Consider the following 21,988-nt stretch of genomic DNA (forward strand, 5'->3'; position numbering starts at 1 on the left):
CATGGACAACAGCTCTCTCCGTACCAAGATCCTCGACCTCGCGGTCGCGGCCGGCGACGGCAGCTTCACCGCCGGCGAACTCGCCGAGGCCGGTTACTCGTTGAGCGCGGTCAGCTTCTCCTCGCTCTCCTACATGCGCCTGATCGACAGCATCGAGAACGTCCTCGGCGTCTACCTGGACCCGGAGGTCGGCGCCGAGCACTACGAGACCATCGACAGCGTCGCGGCCCTGGTGGTCGCCAGCGGTGTCGGCGCCGATGCCTGACGAGGTGCCCGCGGCCGGCGGCCCCGCCCTGGGCGTCGTCGGTCGCGGGCGGCTCGGCTCGGCCCTGCTGGCGGCCTGCCGGGCCGACGGCACGCGGGTGTCGCTGACCGCCTCCCGCCGCGACGGCTGGCAGGCCGACGCCGTGCCCGACGTCCTGGTCGACGCGAGCGCGCCCGGCGCGCACCCGGACGTCCTCGCGTACTGCACGGCGTACCGGGTGCCGCTGGTCGCCTGCGTCTCCAACCTGACGGACGCCCAGTGGACGTCCCTGGAGGAGCTGGCGGCGGTGGTGCCGGTGGTGCGCGCCACCAACCTGTCCTTCGCCCACTACGTCCAGCTGCGCATCGCCGAGTTCACCGCCGCCCTCACCCGGGGCCCGCTCGGCCCGACCACCACCACCGTCCGGGAGAGGCACCCGATCGGAAAGGCGCACCGGCCGAGCGCCACCGCGCTGGTCCTGGCGCAGACCTGGGCCGGGGCGAGCGGCCGGACGGTGGCCGACATCGCCGACGAACGCGCCGGACTTCCCGTCAGCGAACACGAGTTGACCCACACCTGGGACGGCGAGTCGCTGCACGTGCGCCACCACGTCGGCAGTTGGGCGGTACCGGCCCGGGGCGCGCTGACCGCCGCCGGCTGGGCCCGCACCGCCGCGCCCGGCCTGGTCACCATGCGGACCGTCTACGACGACCTGACAGCAAGGAGCACGCCATGACCACCGCAGAGGGGCGGCCGCTCAGCCCCGCCGAACGCCGGCTCGTCCTCCAGGTCGCGGTCGGTGCCCGGATGCTCTCCCTCGACGGGCACGACGACTTCAACCAGGGCCAGATCTCGGCCCGGATACCCGGCCGCGACGAGTTCTTCATCAAGGGCGCCCTGGTCGGCTTCGACGAGGCCGCCCCCGCCGACGTGGTCCGCTGCTCGGTCGACCACACGCTGCCCGCCCCGCCGCTGGCACCCCCGGAGCTGCCGCTGCACCAGGCGATCTACCGGGCGCGTCCGGACGTCAACGGCATCGTGCACAGCCACGCGCCGTACACCCTGCTGTTCGGGGCCACCGACCTGCCGATGCGCCCGATCTCCCACGACGGCGCGTACTTCCGGGACCGGATCGGCCTGTTCACCGAGACCAGCAACACGGTCCTGGACATCGGGACCGGTGACGCCATCGCCAAGGACCTCGGGGACCACCCGGCCGTCCTGCTGCGCAACCACGGCGGGGTGATCGTCGGCAAGAGCGTGCGGCACGCCGCCGTCTTCGCGCAGGTGCTGGAGCGCGCCTGCCGGCTCCAGCTGACCGCCGAGGGCACCGGCGTCCCGTACGTCTGGTCCACCGAGCAGGACGTGGCCGCCAAGCAGGACTTCATCTACGCCGACCTCTCCGTCCGCTCGTACTGGGACTACGCCGTCCGCCGGGTCGGCCGGCACTGGCCCGAGACCGTCGACTGGACCCGCGGCTGACCTTCGTCCCCCCGCCTCGGACGGCTCCCGGAGCGGTCCGGGCCCGTCCCTCCCCGCCCACGCACCCACGCACCCACGCACCCACGCACAGAGCCGGAGCGCCATGCCGACCTTGACCACCGCCGACCCGCCGCGCCACGACCGTGCCCGGGTGCAGCGACGGACCGTCCGGACCCTCGTGGTCGCCGAGGTGATCAGCGGCAGCGGCATCGCCACGGGTTTCGCCGTCACCAGCCTGCTGGCCGAGGAACTCGGCGGGAGCGCCAGCGTCGCCGGCCTGTCGCAGACCGCGGCGACGCTCGGCGGCGCGGCCGCGGTGGGGGCGATCGCGGCGATCACCCACGTCCGGGGGCGGCGCCCCGGGCTGGCCACCGGGTACCTGGCCGCCGCGGTGGGCGCGGTGGCCTGCGTGGTGGCCGCGGTGGTGCACAGCTTCCCGCTGTTCCTGCTCGGCATGGTGTTCTACGGGGCCGCCGGGGCCACCGGCCTGCAGGCCCGGTTCGCCGCCGCCGACCTGGCCGAGCCGCAGCGCCGGGGCCGGGCCATGTCCCTGGTGCTCACCACCACCGTGGTCGGCGCCGTGATCGGGCCCAATCTCACCGGGCCCGGTGCCGCGATCGCCGAACGCCTGGGCCTGCCGCCGCTGTCCGGCACCTACCTGTTCGCGGTCGTCGGCTTCGCCGCCGCGTTCACCGCGATCACCGTCTTCCTGCGCCCCGACCCGCTGCTGCTGGCACGCGGGCAGGACGAGGCCGGGGAGCGGGAGAAGCCGCCGCCGCTGCGCGCCATGCTGAAGGCGCTGCGCGGGAACCGCCCGGCCGTCCTGGCGATCCTCAGCATCGTCGCCGGGCACCTGGTGATGATCGCGGTGATGTCGATGACCGGCATCCACATGCACCACGCCGGCACCGGGCTGGGTGTCATCGGCATGGTGCTCAGCGGCCACCTGGCGGGGATGTACGGGTTCTCCACCGTGTTCGGCTGGGCCGTGGACCGTTTCCGCAGCACCCCGGTGCTCTACGGGGGCACCGCCGCGATGCTGCTCTCGCTGTGGCTCTGCGGCACCGCCGGCGGCGGCGACGTCGTCCAGCTCGCCGTCGCGCTGGCGCTGCTGGGGCTCTCCTGGTCGGCGGTGCTGGTGGCGGCCTCGGTCCGGCTCTCCGAGAGCGTCCCGGTCGCCGAACTGCCGGCCGCCCAGGGGTTCTCCGACATGGCGATGAACCTGGCCGCGGCCGCGGGGGCCGCGCTGTCCGGCGTCGTCCTCGAACGGCTCGGCTTCGCCACCCTGAGCGCGCTGTCCGCGATCGTCCTGCTGCTGCCCTTCCTCGCCCATCCCGCGCTGCACCCGAAGTCGAACCGATCCGCCTGAAGCCCGGGGCCGCTCCGGGCCCCTCCCTGCGAACGGACCGCCACACCATGACGATCCCCTCCACCTTCCACGTCACCCTGCCGACACCCAACACCTCCACGGAGGTCCGCCCCGCCACCCGGGGCGCGGCGGTGCCGGCCACCCACACCCAGCAGGAGCGCCTGATCTGGGGCCGGCACGTGCACCAGGTGAACAACAACATCGCGCTCGGCCTGCGCTTCGACGGGCGGCTCGACGTCGCCCTGCTGGAGCGCAGCCTCAACCTGCTGGCCGAACGCCACGAGACGCTGCGCACGGTCTTCCCCGAGGTGGGCGGGGAGTCCTCCGAGGAGCACGTGATGCTGCTGCTCCCGCCGCAGCCTCGCGCCCTCCCCGTCCTGGAGGCGCCCGACGAGCCCGCGGAGACCCGCCTGCCGCGGGTGCTCGCGCTGCTCGCCGAGCACGCCAACCAGCCCTTCGACCTGGCCGCCGGGCCGCTGTTCCGCCCCGTGCTCGGCCGGGTGAGCGAGAGCCTGCACGTGCTCTCGATGACCACCGACCACATCGTCTTCGACGCCTGGTCGGCCCGGATCATGATCAACGACCTGCTGACCATCTACGCCTCGGAACAGGGCGACGACGTACCGCCGCTCCCCGAACTCCCCGTCCAGTTCCCGGACTTCGCCCTCTGGCAGCACGGCCACCTGGGCGACGTGCAGCTGGAGCGCCAGCTCGGCTACTGGCGCAAGCAGCTCGACGGCATCACCCCGATCCCCGCCTCCGGCCTGGCCGACCCGGACGCGCCCACCGGCGCCGAGCCGGGCGTGACCAAGTCGCTCGAACCGGTCGGACCGGAACTGAGCGCCGCCGTCGAGGAGTTCGCGGTGCGCGAGCGGGTGACCTCGGCCGTGGTGCTCGCCGCGGCGCTCAAGGCCGCCATGTGGCGCCTGCGCCTGGAGACCGTGGGCGAGGACGCCGCCGGCGACGTGGCGACCTTCGGCTCGCTCGCCAACCGGACCCGGCCGGAGACCGACGCGATGGTCGGCTACGTGGCCACCCCGGCCACCTTCCGCACCCGCTTCACCGGGAGGACGCCCTTCGGCGAACTCGTCCGCCTGGAAGCGCAGACGCTGTTCAACGCGATGCGCCACCAGCGGATTCCGTTCTCGCTGATCAGCCGGGAACTCGCCCCCGAGCAGTACGGCGTCCGCTTCCGCGAACCCGGCAGCGTCCCGATCTACCTCAACTTCGACATGGACATGGTGGAGGACGAGCGCGAGCCGCTGCTCCGCCCGACCGGCCTCGACGTGCAGCCGATCGGCATCCCGATGCCCGAGGTACCGCGGGGCGGCCTGCGGGTCATCGGCTACCGGCGCAAGGACGGCATCGCGATCGAACTCCGCTACCGCCACGACCTCTACGGCCGCGGCTGGGCCACCCGCTTCCTCCGCCTGATCCACGCGTTCCTGCAGCACGGCGTGGACGCGCCCGACACCCCGATCGAGGAGCTCGCCGCATGACCGCCGTCCCCGACCTGCCCCGCCTGATCGCCGTGGACCTGGACGGCACCCTGCTGCGCCCCGACTACTCGGTCTCGCCGCGGACCCGCCGGGCCGTCGCCCTGGCCCACGAGCACGGCATCGAGACGGTCTTCGTGACCGTCCGCCACGCCGCCGCCGTCGAGTACATCGTCGAGGCCCTGGACCTGACCGGGGAGGCGATCTGCTGCGGCGGCGCCGCACTCTGGCAGGTGCCGTCGATGGAACTGACGGAGGCCTTCACGATCGACGCCGGGACCGCACGCGAGACGGCCGCCCGGCTGAAGCGGGCACTGCCGGACGCCGCGATCGGCTGGATGCTGGCGGACCGGCGCGTCGGCTACGCGCCCGACTACCCCGAGCCGCTGCTGATCGGCGAGTCCTACCGCGCCGACCCGGCGACCATCGACGTCCCGGTGCTCAAGCTCTTCGCCGTCTCGCCCCGGCTGCGCGAGATCGACACCGCGGAGGTCGAGGAGATCCTCGGCGGGCTGGTCACCGTCTCCCACCACCACAGCGGTGTCGTCGACCTGGTGACCCACGGGGTGAGCAAGATCGCCTCGCTGGAGAAGCTCTGCGCCGAGCGCGGCATCGCCCCCGCCGAGGTGATCGCCTTCGGTGACGCCCGGACCGACCTCGACATGATCCGCTGGGCCGGTCGCGGGGTGTTCATGGCGAACGCCGATCCCGCCCTGCACCCCGAGGCCGACCTGATCGCGCCCTCCAACGCCGAGGACGGCGTCGCCGTCGTCCTGGAGAACCTGCTGCGGCCGCAGCACCCGACGCTCACCGAGGTGGCCCGATGAAGATCCAGCGCATCCTGCCCAGCGAGGAGGCCGCCGACCTGCTCGACCTGGTCCGGGACCTCGCCGCCAACGAACTCGCCCCGCGGGTCGCCGAGTTCGAGGCCAATCACGAGTTCCCCCGGGAGGTCGTGCGCACGCTCGGCAAGGCCGGGCTGCTGAGCCTGCCCTACCCCGAGGAGTACGGCGGCGGCGGGCAGCCCTACGAGGTCTACCTCCAGGCGCTGGAGGAGGTCGCCTACCACTGGCTGGCCGTGGCCGAGTCGGTCAACGTGCACAACCTCGCGTGCTTCGGCACCGCCACGTACGGCACCCGGGCCCAGCGCGAGGAACTGCTGCCCGACATGCTCAGCGGCGAACTCCTCGGCGCGTACTGCCTGTCCGAGCCGGAGGCCGGTTCGGACGCGGCCTCGCTCTCGACCAGGGCGACCAAGGAGGACGGCGGTTACCGCATCTCGGGGACCAAGTCCTGGGTCACCCACGCCGGTCACGCGGACTTCTACAACGTGTTCAGCCGCACCGGCGGCCCGGGGGCCCGCGGCCTGTCCTGCCTGGTGGTGCCCGCGGGCACGCCCGGCATGGTGGTGCACGAGCGCGAGAAGAAGCTCGGCGTCTGGTCCTCGCCCACCGCGCAGATCGGCTTCGACTCCGTGCGGGTCCCGTCCGACCGGCTGGTCGGCCGCGAGGGCAAGGGCTTCCTGATCGCGATGGGCGCGCTGGACTGCGGCCGGCTGGGCATCGCCGCCTGCGCGGTCGGCCTCGCCCAGGCCGCCGTCGACTACGCCGTGCGGTACGCCAAGGACCGCCGGCAGTTCGGAGAACGGATCATCTCCTTCCAGGGCGTCGGATTCATGCTGGCGGACATGGCCACCCAGGTCGCCGCCGCGCGGGCGCTCACGCTGGCCGCCGCCCGCCTGAAGGACGCCGGCCTGCCCTACTCGCTGGAGGCGGCGAAGGCGAAGCTCTTCGCCACCGACATGGCGATGAAGGTGACCACCGACGCCGTCCAGGTGCTCGGCGGCGCCGGCTACGTCGCCGACCACCCGGTGGAGCGCTTCATGCGCGAGGCCAAGCTGCTGCAGATCGTCGAGGGGACCAACCAGATCCAGCGGCTGGTCATCGCCCAGGGCCTGGCCTGACCCGGGGGCGCGACGGGCTGCGCAGCGACTGTCAGAACGGGAAGCGCGAGCGCCCGTGCTGGATCGAGATCCACTTGACGGTGGTGAACGCGTCCAGGCTGGTGTCGCCGTTCAACCGGCCGACGCCGGAGCCCTTCTCGCCGCCGAACGGCACGATCGGCTCGTCCGCGATCGTGCCGTCGTTGACGTGGATCATGCCGGTGTCGATCCGCTGGGCGAACCGGACGCCGCGCTCGACGTTCGCGGTGTGGACGGCGCCGGAGAGGCCGAACGGGGTGTCGTTGGCGATCCGGACGGCCTCCTCCTCGCCGTCGAAGGGGATCAGCAGGGCGACCGGGCCGAACACCTCGCGGCGCAGGATCGGGTCGTCCGCGGGGATGTCGGTGAGGACGGTCGGCCGGACCAGGGTGCCGACGGTCGTACCGTGCAGCAGCGGGCGGGCACCGTCCGCTATCGCGCGGTCGACCTCGGCGGTGATCGCCTCGGCCTGGGCGGAGTTGATCAGCGGGCCGAGCTGGGTGGCCGGGTCGCCGGGGTCGCCGACGGTCAGCGAGGCGACCTTGGCGGTGAACTTCTCGCTGAACTCGGCGAGCACCGCGCGGTCGACCAGGATCCGGTTGGCGGCCATGCAGATCTGGCCCTGGTGGGTGAAGCGGCTGGCGACGGCGGCGTCCACCGCGTAGTCGAGGTCGGCGTCGTCGAGGACCACCAGCGCGCTGTTGCCGCCGAGTTCGAGCACCGTCCGCTTCAGATGCGCGGCGGCGACGGTGGCCACGTGCCGGCCGACGGAGTCCGAGCCGGTGAAGGCGATCACCTTGGGGACGGGGTGCTCGATGAAGGCGTCGCCGATCTCGGCGATGTCGGTGAGCACCACGTTCAGCAGGCCGGCCGGCAGCCCGGCCTCCTCGAAGACCTTGGCGATCAGGGTGCCGCCGGCCACCGGGGCGTCCTGGTGCGGCTTGAGGACGACCGCGTTGCCGAGCGCGAGCGCCGGGGCGACGGCCTTGAGCGAGAGGAAGACCGGGGCGTTGAACGGGCTGATCACGCCGACCACGCCGACCGGGAGCCGGTAGAGCCGGTTCTCCTTGCCGGGGACGGGCGAGGGCAGGATCTTCCCCTCGGCCCGCAGGGCCAGCGCGCCGGCCTCCCGCAGCATGTCCTTGACCAGGGCGAGCTCGAAGGCGGACTTCCCCAGGGTGCCGCCGAGTTCGACGGTCATCACCCGGAGGATCTCGGCCTCGCGCTCCTCGACCACCCGCAGCGCGCGCTCGAAGACCAGGCGCCGCTCGTAGGGGCTGGTGGCGGCCCAGGCGGGCTGGGCCCGCTCGGCGGCGCGGTAGGCCAGGTCGATCTCCTCGGCGGTGGCGACCGTGAACGAGGCCAGTTTCTCCCCGCTGTACGGGTCCAGGTCCACGATGTCCCAGGAGCCGGTGCCCGGCCGCCACTGGCCGTCGATGTACTGCAGGGCGAGTTCCGCGATCAAGGACATCCGATCCCTCTCGGCGCTGACGATCTCCTACTGACGGATCATCATCCTAATTGCGGTTCAGGCGTCTTGGAGGATCTCCGCGAGAAGCGACCTGGTCTCCTCCTCGGACAGCGCGGCCGCCGCCACCCGCTCCAGCGCGGTCGTGTACTCCGCCACCTCGACCGGCTTGTCCAGGTACAGCGCGGTGGTGAACTGCTCGACGTAGACCACGTCCGCCAGGTCCGGCTCGGGGAAGCACAGCACGGTGAACGCCCCGCTGTCCGCCGCCAGCGCGCCCATCCCCAGCGGCAGCACCCGCAGGCTGATCGTCTCGCGCCGCGAGAGCTCGGCCAGCCGGGCCAGCTGACCGCCCATCACCTCGGGGCCGCCGCACGGGCGGCGCAGCGCCGTCTCGTCGACGATCAGCTCCAGCCGGGCGGTCGCCCCCTCGGCCAGGAAGCGCTGCTGCCGGCGCAGCCGGACCGCGGCCCGGCGGGCGATCTCCTCCTCCGGCGCGGCCGGGCTGCCCGCCCGCATCACCGCGTGCACGTACTCGGGGGTCTGCAGCAGCCCGGGCACGAACTGCACCTCGTAGCTGCGGACCAGGTCCGCGGCGTCCTCCAGGTTGAGGTACGTCTGGAACCAGCCGGGGACGACGTCCCCGTAACCGTGCCACCAGGACGGGGCGTTGGTGCCGCCGACCAGGCCGAGCAGCGAGGCCCGGGACTCCTCGTCGTCGACGCCGTAGAGCGTCAGCAGGTCCGCCACGTCGCGCTGCTTGAAGCCGACCCGGCCGAGCTCCATCCGGCTGATCTTCGACTCCGAGGCCCGGATCGAGTACCCGGCGTCCTCCCGGGTCACGCCGCGGGCCTCGCGCAGGCGCCGCAACTGGGCCCCCAACTGGATGCGACGCGCGGTCGCACCGCTGCCCGTCTGCAGGCCCGTCATGCAAACCTCCGCCCCAGGAACGCCGATTGGACCCCGTGGGATGCAGTCTGCCACTGCGCGACGACACTCCGCGAGATCCTTCCGGTATTTGGCCAATCCGTTGTACGGGCCCGGGTTTCGACTCCGCTCAGGACAGCGCCGGCAGCACGCCCGCCAGATCGGTGCGGGAGCCCACGCCGAGCTTCGGGTACGCCTTGTACAGGTGGTGCCCGACGGTGCGGGCGCTCAGGAACAACTGCGCGGCGATCTCCCGGTTGGACAGGCCCTGCGCGGCCAGCCGGACGATCTGCGACTCCTGCGGGGTCAGCCCGGCCACCGTCCGGTCCGGGCCCGCGGCGGCCGGGCCGCCGGTGGCGTCCAGCTCCAGCCGGGCCCGCTCCGCCCACGGCCCGGCGCCCAGCCGCCGGAAGGCCTGCTCGGCGGAGCGCAGCGGGGCCGGGCCTCCGCCTTGCGGCGGCCGCGGCGCAGCCACTCGCCGTACAGCAGCTCGGTCCGGGCCTGCTCCCAGGGCCGGGGCTGCTCGGCGTGCTCGGCCAGCGCCGCCAGGTAGCGGTCCTCGGCGAGCTCGTCGGGCGCCAGCAGCGCGTGGCAGCGGTGCACCAGGGCCCGGGCCCACGGCCGGTCGGCCCGCGCGGCCCAGCGCTCGAACCCGGCCAGCGGCCCGGCGGTCCGCTCCTCCCGGCGCAGCCGCACCGCGGCCTCCACCAGGTCGGGCACCGCGCGCACCGCGCTGACGTGGTGCGCGTGCGGGCCGCCGGTGAGCGCGGCCAACTGCCCGAGGGCGTCCTCGGCCCGGCCCGCGCCCAGGTCGAGCACGCCCAGCGCCCAGCGCGCCCAGGGAGCGCCCGCGCCGCCCCGGGCGAAGGCCGCGGCGGCCTGCTCCCGGCACGGGTCGCCGTCGCCGCGGACGGCGGACAGGTAGGCCAGGAATCCGTGCAACTGCCCGGTCCACAGCGGCTGTCCGGTGTCCCGGGCCAGCCCCAGCGCCTCGGCCGCGTGGTCGGCGGCCAGGCCGGGGCGGCCGTCGAAGAGCTCGGCCTCGGCGAGGAAGAACAGCAGCGTCGGCAGCGTCCCGAAGGCCCCGGCCTCCCGCCCCTCCCGGACCAGCCGACGGGCCAGGTCCAGCACCTCCGCGTCGTGGCCGGGCACCAGCCCCGCCCCGCAGGCCAGCGCCAGGTCGACGGGCACCGCCGCCCCGGCCGCCCGCGCGGCCCGCTCCGCCTCGGGCAACGTGGGACCCCCGACGCCCGCTCGCCCAGCGTCCGCTGCCCCAACGCCCGCTCGCCCAGCGTCTGTTGCCCCGGCGCCGGCCGGATCCGCGCCTGCTGCCGGGGCCCCAACGCCCGCTCGCCCAGCGCCTGTCCCTTCTACTCCCTCTCCCTCCACACCGACACCCGCTCCCCCGGCGCCGGCCGGATCCGCGTCCGGCTCCTGCCCCTGCTCCTGCCCCTGCTCCCCCACCAGCGGCCCGAGCGCCGCCGCCAGGTAGCGGACGACCGGTGCGAGCGGGTCGTCGACGGGCAGCGGCAGGGCGGTGAGCGCCGTCAGGGTGTCCCGGACGGCCGGGAGGCCGTCGTACCAGGCGACGTGCACGGCCTGCACCAGGACGCGGGCGGCCGGGCCGGGGTGCGGGTCGGCGACCAGTGCGGCGGCCTCGGTCAGCCGGCGGTGCGCGGGGCCGTGCTCGCCGCGCCAGAACTCGGCGACGCCGCGGGCGAACAGCAGGTGGGCGCGGGTCACCGGGTCGGCGTCCGGCCGGTCGGCGGCGAGGGCGAGCCGTTCGGCCCGGTCCACTTCGCCGGCCTCCAGCGCGGCCTCGACCGCCTCGACCGTCCAGCGGCGGGCGAGGTCGGGGTCGGGGCTGAGCCGGGCGGCCCGCTCGTAGGCGGCGGAGGCCCCGGTGTGCCCGCCGCGGGCGGCGGCGGCCCCGGCCGCGGCGGCGAGTTCGCCGGCGGCGTCGGCGTCCCGGCCGGTGGCGGCCAGGGCCCGGTGCCAGGCCCGGCGCAGCGGTTCGGCGGGCCCGTGGGCGGCGGCCAGGGCCCGGTGCGCGGCCAGCCGGTCGACGAGCGGGGCCCGGTCGGCGACGGCGGAGCGCAGCAGCGGGTGGCGGAACGCCACCCGGCCCGCCGTCAGGTCGACCTTCAGCAGGCCCTGTTCCTCGGCGGGGGCGAGGTCGGCGGCGTCCAGTCCGCTCTCGGCGGCGGCCCGCAGCAGTACTTCCAGGGCTCCGGTCTCCTCCAGGGCGGCGAGCAGCAGCCAGCGCTGGGTGCGGCCGGGCAGGCGGCTGACCTGGCCGTGGTAGGCGAGCCGGAGCCGTCCGGCGGGCGGCAGGGCGCCGGTGTCCGCGCCGTGCGGGAGTTCGCGCAGGGCCAGCGGGTTGCCGGCGGCGGCGGCCAGCACCCGTGCGGGGTCGGGGAGTTCGGGGGCGAGGTGGTGCAGCAGGGCGGCCGCGTCGGGCTCGGCCAGCGGTCCGATCCGCAGGTCGGGCAGTCCGGCCGGGTCGGGGCCGTCGTCCTCCCGGGTGGCGAGCAGCAGGGCGACGCGTTCGGCGCCGAGCCGGCGGGCGGCCAGCCGCAGCACCGCTGCGGACTCCGGGTCGGCCCACTGGAGGTCGTCCACCAGGGCCAGCACCGGCTGCCGTTCGGCGAGGTCGCCGAGCAGGGTGAGCACCGCGAGGCCGACCAGCAGCCGGTCCCCGGCGGGGCCGTCGGCCAGGCCCAGGGTCCGTTCCAGCGCGGCCCGTTGCGGTCCGGGCAGGCCGTCCAGTTCGCCCAGGGCGGGGGCCAGCAGTTGGCTGAGCACCGCGTGCGGCAGCCGGGCCTCGCTCTCCACTCCGGCGGCCCGCAGCACCCGCCATCCGGCGGCGGCTTCGGCGGCCGCGTCCAGCAGGGCGCTCTTCCCGATGCCCGGTTCGCCGCGCAGCACCAGCGCCCCGGCCCGTCCCCCGCCGGCCGCCGCGAGCAGCCGGTCGACCGCGGCCCGTTCCGTCCCCCGTCCGTACAGCATGGGTCGACCCTACCTATGGGTGACCGATTCCCCGGCCGGGCGATCTCCGTAACTTCTTGTCCTGCAAGGGGAACCGCAGCTCAGAAGGAGACCACGATGGACCTGCAGCACCTGGCCGAGCGCTACCTGGCCGCCTGGAACGAGACCGACCCGGCCGCGCGCCGCAAGCTCGTCGAGGAGACCTGGGCCCCCGACGGCAGCTACACCGACCCGCTGGTCGAGACCCGCGGCCACGAGCAGTTCGACGCCGCCCTGGCCGCCGTCCAGGCCCAGTTCGCGGGCCTGGTGTTCCGCCTCGGCCCGGTCGACGCCCACCACGACGTGGCCCGCTTCACCTGGGAGCTGGCCCCGGAGGGCGCCGCGGAGCCCCTGGTGGTCGGCTTCGACGTCCTGACCGCGGACGGGGACGGCCGGATCGCCACCGTGGTCGGCTTCCTGGACAAGGTCCCGGCGGCCTGAACGCGCCGGGTCCGGGAACGACAACGACGCCTGCCCTTACCTGGTCGGGGAGTGGGCAGGCGTCGTGATGACCGGGTCCCGGCGGCTCTGGCGGGTCGGTGTTTGTCGGCCGTACCCCCCTCGCGGGGGGCTGGGCGTTCGTGGGGCGGCGGTCGGTCAGACCACCAGCGAGCGGTCGGTCGGCTTGATCGGGGCGGGGAGCGGGGTCTTGCCGCCCAGGTAGGCGTCGACCGCCGAGGCGGCCGAGCGGCCTTCCGCGATCGCCCAGACGATCAGGGACTGGCCGCGACCGGCGTCACCGCAAACGTACACCCCGTCGACGTTGGTGCCGAACTTGCCGTCGCGGGCGACGTTGCCGCGGGCGTCGAGGTCGACGCCGAGCTGCTCGACGAGGCCGTTCTTGACGTCGGTGCCGGTGAAGCCCATGGCGAGGGTGACGAGCTGGGCCGGGATGACCTTCTCGCTGCCGGGGACGGGCTCGAACTTGCCGTTCTTGAACTCGACCTCGACCAGGTGCAGTTCCTGGACGTTGCCGTCCTCGTCGCCGGCGAAGTGGGTGGTGGAGACGGAGTAGATCCGCTCGCCGCCCTCCTCGTGGGCCGAGGTGACCTTGTAGGTCATCGGCATGGTCGGCCAGGGCTGGTTGGCCGGGCGGTCCTCGGACGGCCGCGGCATGATCTCCAGCTGGGTGACCGAGAGGGCGCCCTGGCGGTGCGCGGTGCCGACGCAGTCGGCGCCGGTGTCGCCGCCGCCGATGACGACGACGTGCTTGCCCTTGGCCGAGATCGGGGAGTCGACGTAGTCGCCCTCCTGGACCTTGTTGGCCAGCGGCAGGTACTCCATCGCCTGGTGGACGCCGTTCAGCTCCCGGCCGGGGACGGGCAGGTCGCGGGCGGTGGTGGCGCCGGCCGCGACGACGACCGCGTCGAAGCGCGAGCGCAGGTCCTGGCCGCTGATGTCGACGCCGGCCTCGACGCCGGTGCGGAAGCGGGTGCCCTCCGCGCGCATCTGCTCGATGCGGCGGTTGATGTGGCGCTTCTCCATCTTGAACTCGGGGATGCCGTAGCGCAGCAGGCCGCCGATCCGGTCGGCGCGCTCGTACACCACCACGGTGTGCCCGGCCCGGGTGAGCTGCTGGGCGGCGGCCAGGCCGGCCGGGCCGGAGCCGATCACGGCGACGGTCTTGCCGGACAGGCGCTCCGGGACCTGCGGGGTGACCCCGCCGCGGTCCCAGGCCTTGTCGATGATGGTGACCTCGACGTTCTTGATGGTCACCGCGTCCTGGTTGATGCCCAGGACGCACGCCGACTCGCACGGAGCCGGGCACAGGCGGCCGGTGAACTCCGGGAAGTTGTTGGTGGCGTGCAGCCGCTCGATCGCGCCGGACCAGTCGTCCCGGTAGGCGAGGTCGTTCCACTCGGGGATCAGGTTCCCGAGCGGGCAGCCGTTGTGGCAGAACGGGATGCCGCAGTCCATGCAGCGGCCGGCCTGCTTGGTGATGATCGGAAGGAGGCTGCGCTCGACGTAGACCTCGTTCCAGTCGCGGAGCCGGACGTCCACCGGACGGCGCTCCGCCAGCTGCTTGGGCGTGGTCAGGAAGCCCTTGGGGTCAGCCATTTGCCGCCTCCATCATCTTGCGAGTGGTCTCCACCTCGGAGAGGCCATCGCGCTCAGCGGCGTCCTTGGCGGCGAGCACAGCCTTGTAGTCGGTGGGCATGATCTTGGAGAAGCGGGAGACCCCGCTGCCCCAGTCGGCCAGGAGCTCGGCGGCGACGGTGGAGCCGGTCTCCTCGTAGTGCTGCTGGACGGTCTCGCGCAGCCATTCGCGGTCGGCGGCGCCGGGGGCCTCGATGCCCACCATGCCGCTGTTGACGTTGGCCGGGCGGAGGTCGAGCACGTAGGCGATGCCGCCGGACATGCCCGCCGCCAGGTTGCGGCCGGTCTCGCCGAGGATCAGCACCCGCCCGCCGGTCATGTACTCCAGACCGTGGTCGCCCACGCCTTCGACCACCAGGGTCGCACCGGAGTTGCGGACCGCAAAACGCTCGCCGGCCTTGCCGCGCAGGTGGATCCGGCCGGAGGTGGCGCCGTAGCCGATGGTGTTGCCGGCGATGACGTGGTTCTGCGCGTCGGCGCCGATCGCGGCGGCGTCCCGGGCGGGACGGACCACGATCACGCCGCCGGACAGGCCCTTGCCGACGTAGTCGTTGGCGTCGCCCTCCAGGCGCAGCGTGATGCCGCTGGGCACGAAGGCGCCGAACGACTGGCCGGCCGAGCCGGTCAGGGTGATGTCGATGGTGCCCTCGGGCAGGCCCTCGCCGCGGTACCGCTTGGTGACCTGGTGGCCGAGCATGGTGCCGACGGTGCGGTTGACGTTGCGGACCGGCAGCTGGATGCGGACGGCCTCGCCGCGCTCCAGGGCGTCCTCGGCGAGCTCGATGAGCTGGTTGTCGAGGGCCTTGTCGAGCGCGTGGTCCTGGCCCGTGGTGTTGTGCAGGGCCGCGCCCTCGGGCAGCGCCGGGACGTGGAACAGCGGGGCCAGGTCGAGCCCGGCGGCCTTCCAGTGGTCGATGGCGGCCTGGGCGTTGATGTGCTCGGCGTGGCCGACGGCCTCCTCGATCGAGCGGAAGCCGAGCTCGGCGAGCAGCTCGCGGACCTCCTCGGCGATGAACTCGAAGAAGTTGACCACGAACTCGGGCTTGCCGGAGAACCGGTCGCGCAGCACCGGGTTCTGGGTGGCGACGCCGACCGGGCAGGTGTCGAGGTGGCAGACCCGCATCATGATGCAGCCGGAGACCACCAGCGGGGCGGTGGCGAAGCCGAACTCCTCGGCGCCCAGCAGGGCGGCGATGACCACGTCGCGGCCGGTCTTCAGCTGGCCGTCGGTCTGCACGACGATGCGGTCGCGCAGGCCGTTGAGCAGCAGGGTCTGCTGGGTCTCGGCGAGGCCGAGCTCCCAGGGGCCGCCCGCGTGCTTGAGCGAGGTGAGCGGGGAGGCGCCGGTGCCGCCGTCGTGGCCGGAGACCAGGACGACGTCCGCGTGCGCCTTGGAGACGCCGGCCGCGACGGTGCCCACGCCGACCTCGGAGACCAGCTTCACGTGGATGCGGGCGTCCGGGTTGGCGTTCTTGAGGTCGTGGATCAGCTGAGCCAGGTCCTCGATGGAGTAGATGTCGTGGTGCGGCGGCGGGGAGATCAGGCCGACGCCCGGGGTCGAGTGCCGGGTCCTGGCCACCCACGGGTAGACCTTGTGGCCGGGCAGCTGGCCGCCCTCGCCGGGCTTGGCGCCCTGGGCCATCTTGATCTGGATGTCGTCGGCGTTGACCAGGTACTCGGAGGTGACGCCGAACCGGCCGGAGGCGACCTGCTTGATCGCCGAGCGGCGGGCCGGGTCGTACAGGCGCTCCGGGTCCTCGCCGCCCTCGCCGGTGTTGGACTTGCCGCCGAGCCGGTTCATCGCGATGGCGAGGGTCTCGTGCGCCTCCATCGAGATGGAGCCGTAGGACATCGCGCCGGTGGAGAACCGCTTGACGATCTCGGAGACCGGCTCGACCTCGTCGACGGAGATCGGGGTCCGGCCGAGGGCGTCCAGCTGGAACAGGCCGCGCAGCGTCATCAGGCGCTCGGACTGGGCGTTGACCCGGTCCGTGTACTGCTTGAAGACGTCGTAGCGCTTGGTGCGGGTGGAGTGCTGGAGGCGGAAGACCGTCTCCGGGTCGAACAGGTGCGGCTCGCCCTCGCGGCGCCACTGGTACTCGCCGCCGATCTCCAGCGCGCGGTGCGCGGCGGCGATGCCGGAGGCCGGGTACGCCTTGGCGTGCCGGGCGGCGGTCTCCTTGGCGATCTCGTCCAGGCCGATGCCGCCGAGCTTGGTGGTGGTGCCCGCGAAGTAGGCGTCCACCAGCTCCTGGGCGAGGCCGATGGCCTCGAAGACCTGCGCGCCGCGGTAGGAGGCGACGGTGGAGATGCCCATCTTGGACATCACCTTCAGGACGCCCTTGCCGAGCGCGTAGATCAGGTTCCGGATCGCCTTCTCGGGCTCGATGCCCTGGACGAACACGCCCTGGGCGACGAGGTCCTCGACCGACTCCATGGCCAGGTACGGGTTGACCGCGCCGGCGCCGTAGCCGACCAGCAGCGCGACGTGGTGCACCTCGCGGACGTCGCCGGCCTCGACCAGCAGCGACACCTGGGTGCGCTGCTTGGTGCGGATCAGGTGGTGGTGGATGGCCGAGGTGAGCAGCAGCGACGGGATCGGCGCGTGCTCGGCGTCCGAGTGCCGGTCGGAGAGCACGACGATGCGGGCGCCGTCGGCGATCGCGGCGTCGGCCTCGGCGGCGATCTCGGCGAGCCGGGCGGCCAGGCCCGCGCCGCCGGCCGCGACCTTGTACAGGCCGGAGAGCGTGACGGCCTTCAGGCCGGGCTGGTCGCCGTCCTTGTTGATGTGGATCAGCTTGGCCAGCTCGTCGTTGTCGATCACCGGGAAGGTGATGCCGACCGAGCGGCAGTGCGCCGGGGTGGCGTCCAGCAGGTTGCCCTCGGGGCCGAGGTTGCTGTGCAGCGAGGTGACCAGCTCTTCGCGGATCGCGTCCAGCGGCGGGTTGGTGACCTGGGCGAACAGCTGGGTGAAGTAGTCGAACAGCAGGCGCGGCTTCTCGCTGAGCGCGGCGATCGGCGAGTCGGTGCCCATCGAGCCGAGCGCCTCGCCGCCGGTCTTGGCCATCGGCGCGAGGATGACCCGCAGCTCCTCCTCGGTGTACCCGAAGGTCTGCTGGCGGCGGGTGACCGAGGCGTGGGTGTGCGCGATGTGCTCGCGCTCGGGGAGCTTGGCGAGCTGGATCTGCCCGCCCGCGACCCACTCCTCGTAGGGGTGCTCGGCGGCGAGGGCGGCCTTGAGCTCCTCGTCCTCGACGATGCGGTGCTCGGCGGTGTCGATCAGGAACATCCGGCCGGGCTGCAGGCGGCCCTTCCTGACGACCTTCTCCTGGTCGATGTCGAGCACGCCGACCTCGGAGGAGAGCACGACCAGGCCGTCCTCGGTGATCCAGTACCGGGCCGGGCGCAGGCCGTTGCGGTCCAGGACCGCGCCGATCTGGGTGCCGTCGGTGAAGGTGACGCAGGCCGGGCCGTCCCAGGGCTCCATCAGGTTGGAGTGGTACTGGTAGAACGCGCGGCGGGCCGGGTCCATGGTGGCGTGGTTCTCCCACGCCTCCGGGATCATCATCAGCACCGAGTGCGGCAGCGAGCGGCCGCCGAGGTGGAGCAGCTCCAGGACCTCGTCGAAGGACGCCGAGTCGGAGTGGTCCGGGGTGCAGATCGGGAAGATCCGGTCCAGGTCGCCGGGGATCAGGTCGGTGGCGAGCTGGGACTCCCGGGCGGTCATCCAGTTGCGGTTGCCCTTGACCGTGTTGATCTCGCCGTTGTGCGCGACGAAGCGGTACGGGTGGGCGAGCGGCCAGCTCGGGAAGGTGTTGGTGGAGAAGCGGGAGTGCACCAGGCCGATCGCGGAGGCGTAGAGCCGGTCCGACAGGTCGGGGAAGAAGGGCTCCAGCTGGCCGGTGGTCAGCATGCCCTTGTAGACCAGGGTGCGGGCGGAGAGCGAGGGGAAGTACACCCCGGCCTCGCGCTCGGCGCGCTTGCGCAGCACGAAGGCGACCCGGTCCAGCGCGATGCCGGTGCGCTCGCCGTGCGTGACGAAGAGCTGGCGGAAGCGCGGCATGACGCTGCGGGCGGTGGCACCCAGCAGGTCGGGGGTGACCGGGACGTCGCGCCAGCCGAGGACGGTCAGGCCCTCCTCGGCCGCGACGACCTCGATCCGGGTGGCCGCGGCGGCGGCCTCCTCGTCGTCCTGCGGGAGGAAGGCGATGCCGACGGCGTAGGAGCCGGCGGCCGGCAGCTCGAAGTCGGTGTTGGCGCGCAGGAACGCGTCCGGGACCTGGGTCAGGATGCCCGCGCCGTCGCCGGAGTCCGGCTCGGCGCCGGTGGCGCCGCGGTGCTCCAGGTTGCGCAGGACGGTCAGCGCCTGCTCGACGATCTTGTGGTCGGCGATGCCGGTCAGCGTGGCCACGAAGCCGACGCCGCAGGCGTCGTGCTCGTTGCGCGGGTCGTAGAGACCCTGGGCCTGGGGGCGCGCATCCGGGACGAGGGCGTAGGGGCCGGTGGCCTTGGCGTCCTCGTGGCCGGAGGGCAGGGATGCAGACAGCATCGGCTCTCCCGTCGTCGTAAACAGTTGCTTCATGCAAAGGGACGACGTTGGCCCTGATGCGATTTGTCGGTGCAGGTTACATGATGCCGCTTGTCCCGGGAAGTGGATTCAGACGTCCACATCTCGGGATGATCCCCAGGTCAGGGGGCGGATGGAGGGGGTGGCGCAGCGTCGCGCGTTCCCTCCAGTGTGCCCGGTGCCGAAGGGCGTGAAACGGGGGCGAAACGCCCCCGGAACAGCCGTTGGGGTGTCCCTACCTGGGATTCTTCGAAGTCGACGCCGCCCCCGGTTTCGATTGCGGGGGTCGACAGCCGGATGTCGAGACTAGGGCAAGGTGCGGGCTCGGGCCCATGTGCGGAACATCACGCGTTCCATGGCATAACTATACAGAGGTCTGGGTTTTCGTACAGGGCCGACCGGGTGGCCGGTCAGCCGATCGCCCCGCCGATCAGCCGTCCCAGCAGGTAGGTGACGCCCGCCGCGGCGCCGCCCAGCACCAGTTGCCGCAGGCCGGAGAACCACCAGCTGCGGGCGGTCACCCGGGCCACCACGGCGCCGCAGCCGAACAGGCCGAGCACCGCCAGCAGCGCGGCCGGCCAGAGCGTGGTCGCACCCAGCAGGTAGGGCAGCACCGGGAGCAGCGCGCCGAGCGCGAAGCAGCCGAACGAGGAGACCGCGGCGACCAGCGGCGAGGGCAGGTCGTCCGGGTCGACGCCGAGCTCCTCGCGGGCGTGCACGGCCAGCGTGGTGTCCGGGTCGGCGGACAGCTGCCGGGCCACCTCGCGGGCCAGCTCCGGCTCGACGCCCCGGGCCACGTACAGCTCGGCCAGTTCGGCCAGTTCGCCGTGCGGGTTGCGCCGCAGCTCGATCCGCTCGGCCTCCAACTCGGCTTCCACCAGCTCGCGTTGGGAGGCCACCGAGGTGTACTCGCCGGCCGCCATGGAGAACGCGCCGGCCGCCAGGCCGGCCAGGCCGGTGAGCACCACGGTGCTCGGCGCGGCGTCGCCGCCCACCACGCCGGTCATCAGCGCGAAGTTGGAGACCAGGCCGTCCATCGCGCCGAACACGGCGGGGCGCAGCCAGCCGCCGTTGACGTCCCGGTGGTGGCCGGCGTCGGGTATCCGGGGCTGCGGGCTGTCGGTGTGCGGGTCTGCGGTGATGGTGCTCATGCGGACGGCTCCCCTTCCGGGCACGGCGGTTCCCCCCGGGGCGGGCGCCGGCCGGGCTTGCTGCTCCTCGAACGTAGCCGTTTGACCTGCGAGTTTCCAGCAAAGTAAGCCTGCCCAAAGGCAGTTGGGGCCGCCTCGCCGGTCTCGGCGGGGCGGCCCCAACGGGGGCGGGCGCGGCAGCTCAGGAGGGCTTCTCGGAGTCCTTGGAGAGCTCGACGGGGGCGTCCTGCGACGGCTCGGCGACGTCGGCCGGACCCTCGCCCGAGGCGGACTCGACCGGGGCGTCCCCGGCCGGGGCGGACTCGGCGGCCGCCGCGGCCTCGGCGCGCTCCGCGGTGGCCTGCGGGTCGATCGAGTCCGGGTCCTCGCGGCCGGGGCGGAGCTTGGCGGAGAGCACGAAGGCGGCGACCGAGCCGACGAAGACCAGGATCGCGGTCCAGTCGTTCAGGCGCAGGCCGAAGAAGCGGTGCGCCTCGTCGATCCGCAGCCACTCGGTCCAGAACCGGCCGACCGTGTAGGCCGCCACGTACAGCCAGAAGGCCCGGCCGTGGCCGAGGTTGAAGCGCTTGTCGGCCCAGATCACCAGGACGGCGACCAGCACGCACCAGATCGACTCGTACAGGAAGGTCGGGTGGTAGACGCCCTGGACCACGGTGCCGTCCGGGAGCGTCTTGTCGATCTTCAGGCCCCAGGGCAGGGTGGTGGGGCGGCCGTACAGCTCCTGGTTGAACCAGTTGCCCCAGCGGCCGCAGGCCTGGGCCAGCACGATGCCGGGGGCGATCGCGTCGGCGTAGGCGGGCAGCGGGACGCCGCGGCGGCGGGCGCCGATCCAGGCGCCGACCGCGCCGAAGGCGATGGCGCCCCAGATGCCGAGGCCGCCCTCCCAGATCTTCAGCGCGTCGATCGGGTGCTTGCCCTCGCCGAAGTACAGCTGGTTGTCGGTGATGACGTGGTACAGCCGGCCGCCGACCAGGCCGAACGGCACCGCCCAGACCGCGATGTCGCCGACCGTGTGGCGGCCGCCGCCGCGGGCGACCCACCGCTTGCTGCCGAGCCACACGGCCACGACGACACCGATGATGATGCAAAAGGCGTAGGCGCGCAGCGGGATGGGCCCCAGGTTGAGGACGCCCCGCGACGGGCTCGGAATGTATGCGAGATCCATGGCACTCTCGACGCTACCGTGTCCCACCGGTCACACCGGCACCGGAGCCGGTCACGGTAGCGTCACGCGGCGGCGGCCGGTCAGGGCGAGGGCGGGGTGTTGGACTCGGCGGCGGTCGAGCTGGGCGCCGGGCTCTGGCCGTGGGAGCCGGGGGTGCCGAGCTGCTTGCCCTGGTTGGCCGCGTCCACCCACTTCACCAGGTTCTCCGGGCTGATCTGCTCGTCGCCCTTCTTCGGGTAGATCGCCTCGCCGTTCAGCAGCACCGTCGGGGTCGACTTGTAGCTGGACTTGTCGAAGTCCTGCTGCACCGCGGAGACCCAGCCGCCGAACTTGTTGGAGTTGACGCAGGACTGGAACGCGGGGGTGTCCAGCCCGGGGACCTGCTTGGCCAGGTCGATCAGGGTCTGCTTGGTGCCGAAGGAGTCCTCGGTCTCCTCCGGCTGGTTGCGGTAGAGCACGTCGTGGTAGTCGCGGAAGTGCCCGGCGTCCTGCGCGCAGCCCAGCGCGTTGGCGCCGTACTTGGAGCCGCTGCCGCCCAGCGAGCGGTCGATGAACGAGACGATGTGGTAGTTGACGTAGACCTTGCCGGCGTCCTCCAACTGGTCGACGGTCGGCGAGAAGGTCCGCTCGAAGCTGCCGCAGGCCGGGCAGCGCGGGTCCTCGTAGACCGTCAGCGTGGACGGGGCGTTGGCGGCGCCGACCGGGATGACCAGGTTCTTGTCGCCGATCGTGCCGGCCGGGGCGGCGGTCGGGGTCTCCGGCTTGGAGCGCTGGTTCTGCACCACCACGCCGACCACCACGGCGGCCGCGATCACCACGGCCACCACGCCGCCGACCGCCAGCTTCTTGTTCCGCCGCGCCTTGGCCTCCTCGGCGGCCCGGGCCTCCTTCATCTTGTCCCGGGCGTTGCGCTTGCCTTCTCGGTTCTTCTCGCTCATGGGGTGCTCTTGCCAGTCCAGGGGTCGGGTCGTCGGGGTCCGCGGGCGCGGATCGGTGGGGAGGGGCGCGCCGGGG

The 21,988-nt window shown here is 73.2% G+C and carries 17 protein-coding genes; 8 read left to right on the forward strand and 9 right to left on the reverse strand.

What is annotated here, in order from left to right; translation table 11 throughout:
• Position 1 precedes the first annotated feature (1 nt).
• The 7 genes from OU787_RS07220 to OU787_RS07250 all read left to right on the forward strand — a co-directional run bounded on the left by OU787_RS07220 (position 2) and on the right by OU787_RS07250 (position 6,554).
• Positions 2-265 (forward strand): hypothetical protein, encoded by a 264-nt coding sequence (locus tag OU787_RS07220; protein ID WP_030460084.1) that lies wholly within the window; start codon positions 2-4, stop codon positions 263-265.
• On the forward strand, positions 258-980 hold the full coding sequence (locus OU787_RS07225; RefSeq protein WP_268658885.1) for a dihydrodipicolinate reductase C-terminal domain-containing protein: 723 nt from the start codon (positions 258-260) through the stop codon (positions 978-980). The genes OU787_RS07220 and OU787_RS07225 overlap by 8 nt, the downstream gene beginning before the upstream one ends.
• Entirely contained in the window at positions 977-1,726 is a 750-nt protein-coding gene (locus OU787_RS07230; RefSeq protein WP_030460086.1) for a class II aldolase/adducin family protein, read from the forward strand. Before OU787_RS07225 ends, OU787_RS07230 begins: the two co-directional genes overlap by 4 nt.
• 103 nt (positions 1,727-1,829) lie before the next feature.
• Entirely contained in the window at positions 1,830-3,095 is a 1,266-nt protein-coding gene (locus tag OU787_RS07235) for an MFS transporter (protein WP_035955177.1), read from the forward strand.
• Positions 3,096-3,142: 47 nt separating this feature from the next.
• A complete protein-coding gene (locus OU787_RS07240; RefSeq protein ID WP_035955179.1) occupies positions 3,143-4,594 on the forward strand; it encodes a condensation domain-containing protein in 1,452 nt (483 codons plus the stop codon).
• Complete coding sequence (locus OU787_RS07245) at positions 4,591-5,418, forward strand: HAD family hydrolase (protein WP_035955181.1); 828 nt, start codon at positions 4,591-4,593, stop codon at positions 5,416-5,418. The genes OU787_RS07240 and OU787_RS07245 overlap by 4 nt, the downstream gene beginning before the upstream one ends.
• A complete protein-coding gene (locus OU787_RS07250) occupies positions 5,415-6,554 on the forward strand; it encodes an acyl-CoA dehydrogenase family protein (protein WP_030460088.1) in 1,140 nt (379 codons plus the stop codon). Before OU787_RS07245 ends, OU787_RS07250 begins: the two co-directional genes overlap by 4 nt.
• A 31-nt stretch (positions 6,555-6,585) precedes the next feature.
• Here OU787_RS07250 and OU787_RS07255 read toward each other — a convergent pair whose 3' ends face one another.
• The 4 genes from OU787_RS07255 to OU787_RS07270 all read right to left on the reverse strand — a co-directional run bounded on the left by OU787_RS07255 (position 6,586) and on the right by OU787_RS07270 (position 11,976).
• Positions 6,586-8,043, reverse strand: coding sequence for an aldehyde dehydrogenase family protein (locus OU787_RS07255; protein ID WP_030460089.1), 1,458 nt, complete (start codon positions 8,041-8,043; stop codon positions 6,586-6,588).
• Positions 8,044-8,100: 57 nt separating this feature from the next.
• Positions 8,101-8,970 carry a helix-turn-helix domain-containing protein gene (locus tag OU787_RS07260; RefSeq protein WP_030460090.1) on the reverse strand — a complete coding sequence of 290 codons (870 nt, stop codon included), beginning with the start codon at positions 8,968-8,970 and terminating at the stop codon, positions 8,101-8,103.
• Positions 8,971-9,097: 127 nt separating this feature from the next.
• Positions 9,098-9,286 (reverse strand): helix-turn-helix domain-containing protein, encoded by a 189-nt coding sequence (locus OU787_RS07265; RefSeq protein WP_268658886.1) that lies wholly within the window; start codon positions 9,284-9,286, stop codon positions 9,098-9,100.
• Complete coding sequence (locus tag OU787_RS07270) at positions 9,274-11,976, reverse strand: AAA family ATPase (RefSeq protein ID WP_268658887.1); 2,703 nt, start codon at positions 11,974-11,976, stop codon at positions 9,274-9,276. The genes OU787_RS07265 and OU787_RS07270 overlap by 13 nt, the downstream gene beginning before the upstream one ends.
• A gap of 96 nt (positions 11,977-12,072) precedes the next feature.
• Between OU787_RS07270 and OU787_RS07275 the strand changes: the two genes are divergently transcribed.
• Complete coding sequence (locus OU787_RS07275) at positions 12,073-12,435, forward strand: nuclear transport factor 2 family protein (RefSeq protein WP_030460092.1); 363 nt, start codon at positions 12,073-12,075, stop codon at positions 12,433-12,435.
• A gap of 156 nt (positions 12,436-12,591) precedes the next feature.
• On the opposite strand, the gene OU787_RS07280 is transcribed toward OU787_RS07275, so the two are convergent.
• From OU787_RS07280 to OU787_RS07300, 5 genes are all read right to left on the reverse strand, one after another.
• Positions 12,592-14,052 (reverse strand): glutamate synthase subunit beta, encoded by a 1,461-nt coding sequence (locus tag OU787_RS07280; RefSeq protein WP_030460093.1) that lies wholly within the window; start codon positions 14,050-14,052, stop codon positions 12,592-12,594.
• Positions 14,045-18,640 carry a glutamate synthase large subunit gene (gltB, locus tag OU787_RS07285; RefSeq protein ID WP_030460094.1) on the reverse strand — a complete coding sequence of 1,532 codons (4,596 nt, stop codon included), beginning with the start codon at positions 18,638-18,640 and terminating at the stop codon, positions 14,045-14,047. The genes OU787_RS07280 and gltB overlap by 8 nt, the downstream gene beginning before the upstream one ends.
• A gap of 428 nt (positions 18,641-19,068) precedes the next feature.
• Positions 19,069-19,809, reverse strand: a complete 741-nt coding sequence (locus tag OU787_RS07290) for a VIT1/CCC1 transporter family protein (RefSeq protein ID WP_030460095.1) — start codon at positions 19,807-19,809, stop codon at positions 19,069-19,071.
• A gap of 181 nt (positions 19,810-19,990) precedes the next feature.
• A complete protein-coding gene (lgt, locus tag OU787_RS07295) occupies positions 19,991-20,974 on the reverse strand; it encodes a prolipoprotein diacylglyceryl transferase (protein WP_030460096.1) in 984 nt (327 codons plus the stop codon).
• Between the two features lie 80 nt (positions 20,975-21,054).
• Positions 21,055-21,912, reverse strand: coding sequence for a DsbA family protein (locus tag OU787_RS07300; RefSeq protein ID WP_030460097.1), 858 nt, complete (start codon positions 21,910-21,912; stop codon positions 21,055-21,057).
• Between the last annotated feature and the right edge of the window lie 76 nt (positions 21,913-21,988).

Origin of the sequence: Kitasatospora sp. YST-16 (genome assembly GCF_026802215.1) — a bacterium.
GTDB lineage: Bacteria > Actinomycetota > Actinomycetes > Streptomycetales > Streptomycetaceae > Kitasatospora > Kitasatospora cineracea.

Coding starts and splice junctions, on each gene's coding strand:
- OU787_RS07270 (WP_268658887.1), bottom strand. CDS start 11,976: ATGCTGTACGGACGGGGGACGGAACGGGCCGCGGTCGACCGGCTGCTC.
- OU787_RS07250 (WP_030460088.1), top strand. CDS start 5,415: ATGAAGATCCAGCGCATCCTGCCCAGCGAGGAGGCCGCCGACCTGCTC.
- OU787_RS07225 (WP_268658885.1), top strand. CDS start 258: ATGCCTGACGAGGTGCCCGCGGCCGGCGGCCCCGCCCTGGGCGTCGTC.
- OU787_RS07280 (WP_030460093.1), bottom strand. CDS start 14,052: ATGGCTGACCCCAAGGGCTTCCTGACCACGCCCAAGCAGCTGGCGGAG.
- OU787_RS07245 (WP_035955181.1), top strand. CDS start 4,591: ATGACCGCCGTCCCCGACCTGCCCCGCCTGATCGCCGTGGACCTGGAC.
- gltB (WP_030460094.1), bottom strand. CDS start 18,640: ATGCTGTCTGCATCCCTGCCCTCCGGCCACGAGGACGCCAAGGCCACC.
- OU787_RS07230 (WP_030460086.1), top strand. CDS start 977: ATGACCACCGCAGAGGGGCGGCCGCTCAGCCCCGCCGAACGCCGGCTC.
- OU787_RS07300 (WP_030460097.1), bottom strand. CDS start 21,912: ATGAGCGAGAAGAACCGAGAAGGCAAGCGCAACGCCCGGGACAAGATG.
- OU787_RS07220 (WP_030460084.1), top strand. CDS start 2: ATGGACAACAGCTCTCTCCGTACCAAGATCCTCGACCTCGCGGTCGCG.
- OU787_RS07260 (WP_030460090.1), bottom strand. CDS start 8,970: ATGACGGGCCTGCAGACGGGCAGCGGTGCGACCGCGCGTCGCATCCAG.
- lgt (WP_030460096.1), bottom strand. CDS start 20,974: ATGGATCTCGCATACATTCCGAGCCCGTCGCGGGGCGTCCTCAACCTG.
- OU787_RS07235 (WP_035955177.1), top strand. CDS start 1,830: ATGCCGACCTTGACCACCGCCGACCCGCCGCGCCACGACCGTGCCCGG.
- OU787_RS07240 (WP_035955179.1), top strand. CDS start 3,143: ATGACGATCCCCTCCACCTTCCACGTCACCCTGCCGACACCCAACACC.
- OU787_RS07290 (WP_030460095.1), bottom strand. CDS start 19,809: ATGAGCACCATCACCGCAGACCCGCACACCGACAGCCCGCAGCCCCGG.
- OU787_RS07255 (WP_030460089.1), bottom strand. CDS start 8,043: ATGTCCTTGATCGCGGAACTCGCCCTGCAGTACATCGACGGCCAGTGG.
- OU787_RS07275 (WP_030460092.1), top strand. CDS start 12,073: ATGGACCTGCAGCACCTGGCCGAGCGCTACCTGGCCGCCTGGAACGAG.